This window comes from Pseudomonas aegrilactucae (assembly GCF_019168305.1).
GTDB classification, from domain to species: domain Bacteria; phylum Pseudomonadota; class Gammaproteobacteria; order Pseudomonadales; family Pseudomonadaceae; genus Aquipseudomonas; species Aquipseudomonas aegrilactucae.
In genome coordinates this window covers 1-1,471 of the sequence record NZ_JAHTBI010000178.1, presented here as the reverse complement: position 1 = coordinate 1,471, position 1,471 = coordinate 1, and the positions used below count along the sequence as shown (strand labels likewise).

2 protein-coding genes and 1 pseudogene are annotated in these 1,471 nt (G+C 44.4%); 2 read left to right on the top strand and 1 reads right to left on the bottom strand.

Translation table 11 applies throughout. The features are described 5' to 3' along the window. Window positions 1-266, top strand: a pseudogene (locus KUO17_RS26415) (hypothetical protein); the annotation flags it as partial. Window positions 267-463: 197 nt separating this feature from the next. Next, entirely contained in the window at window positions 464-1,087 is a 624-nt protein-coding gene (locus KUO17_RS26410; RefSeq protein WP_217978483.1) for a hypothetical protein, read from the top strand. 142 nt (window positions 1,088-1,229) lie between these two features. On the opposite strand, the gene KUO17_RS26405 is transcribed toward KUO17_RS26410, so the two are convergent. Then, window positions 1,230-1,471, bottom strand: a 242-nt coding sequence (locus tag KUO17_RS26405; RefSeq protein ID WP_217978482.1) for a hypothetical protein, incomplete at its 5' end; no start/stop codon positions are given.

Here is a 1,471-nt window from a genome sequence, read left to right as displayed (position 1 = left end):
CGATCAGTTATGCGGGTGGGTTGAATCTGTATGCCTATGCGCCGAATCCGGTTGGGTGGATTGATCCATCAGGATTAGCTGGTTACAAAGCTAAGGCGAGCACAGTGGGTTCAGATGTGACTAATCGCGGAGTTCATGTAAATGTAACAGGTGACGGGATACCTAAAAACAGTGGGCATATTGCGCTTATGCCAGATGCATCTGGTACGAAAATTGTTTTGGAGCCAGCGGATCCCGGCATGCGGCGTATGAAAGCTTCAAGTTGAAAAAAAGCATGTGAGTGTGTTGCGGATTATCTAGGGGATCCGAGAAATGTTGAACGACTTAGGAAGTCGGCTCAGGCAGGGATTGATAGTAAGCCAAATTCAAGTCGGGTGCCTGAACTTGAAAAAGTTGACTCTATCTTGAAGAAGCATCACTCGGCAGGAACGAATCCTGTTGTTAAATAATTTTGGTGATAAATATGTTGCGCACTACATTTTTCGAAATATTTAATATTTTTTTGGATAAGTTAACATTTGAGGATTTAGAGATTCTTGGGTTGCCTGATATGGAGCGCACAACCTTAGAGAGCTATGGATACGAGTTGGTGGGTGATAAGTCAGATTGCCACGCTTACGAAAAAGAAATTGTTGTGCCTCATGGAAATGCAGGGCTGAGCTTGATACATAAGTTGTATTTTTTTGAAAAAGAATCTGTCGGAACTGGGTTGGATGTTGAACCGAAAGTAAGATTAACCACACTGATGAAAGCGTATTGGGCTTATCGAAATATCCGAGACGGATCGCTTGATAATATGAGTTTTTATTTTTGGGAGGGTAATGATGAGGGCGCTGTTGTATTTGAAGAAAGCATAGTGGTCAGGTTTAGTTTTCGCCGGAGCAAAGGTGCATACTTGATTGATACAGTGGAAAGTGGTACAGATAAAACTGATAATGTTCCGGGAGTTGCAGTAAGAAGCGTTAAAAAATACATGAATGCGTATATTTTGGACTGTGCTGTCAATAGGCGTGAGACAAGAAAATTTCCTTATGCCTTTTCAAGGCTAGTTGATTTTCTATGTAAAGAGGGCAGGAGGAAGCTGTGACAAGACTAGTGCTGGAACTATACCGGGTATAGGGGCTTGGTGGGAAAATCTTATCGAATGTGGTCTTGTGCGAGGGTTCTTGATGGGAGTAGGAATGATTGAAAGATACTTCGGGTTTATGAATGGCTAGCTTTGGCAGGGATTAGGAAAGTTGTATGGGATGAGGTGTTAGTTGAAGTTGGTGCGCAGTATGGCAGTTCGAAAGTGGCCAGGGTGTTTTGGTCATTGCAGGAAATGATGAGTTAGTGTTGGGCGTAATTAAAATAGGACCTACGGCAGTGGCCATCTGCTGGGCCGTAGCGACGACAACAGCACGCTGCTCAAGCGCGCGTATGTGTATGACGCGGCCGGGCAACTGATCGATATCGACGACACCCGGCGCGG

Coding starts and splice junctions, on each gene's coding strand:
- KUO17_RS26410 (WP_217978483.1), top strand. CDS start 464: ATGTTGCGCACTACATTTTTCGAAATATTTAATATTTTTTTGGATAAG.